Raw genomic sequence first — 261 nt, 5'->3', positions numbered from 1 at the left:
CATCAAAATCGTTATGACACATTTCCCAGCTATGCTTTTCAAATTAGCAGCAATGATATAAGCAAGAAATCCAAATGTCATAATCGATAGCATTGCATGTCCACTAGGAAAACTATATCCAAGTGCATCTAACGCTTCATTTAATGACGGACGTTCTCTCTTTACAATCTCTTTTATCCCTTTATTCACAAGATGTGTTATTAAAATTCCCATTGGATACACAATCATCGCAGCATAATAACGCTTCTTCCAAAAAACAAG

At 34.9% G+C, this 261-nt stretch carries 1 protein-coding gene; it reads right to left on the bottom strand.

The window, feature by feature from the left end; all coding sequences use genetic code 11:
* A partial coding sequence (locus SB717_RS37080; protein WP_410908092.1) for a phosphatase PAP2 family protein occupies window positions 1-261 on the bottom strand: 261 nt, incomplete at both ends.

The sequence above is a fragment of the Priestia sp. SIMBA_032 genome (genome assembly GCF_046535215.1).
GTDB lineage: Bacteria > Bacillota > Bacilli > Bacillales > Bacillaceae_H > Priestia > Priestia aryabhattai.
The sequence above is the reverse complement of the archived record's forward strand: the minus strand, read 5'-3'. Positions and strand labels throughout refer to the sequence as shown.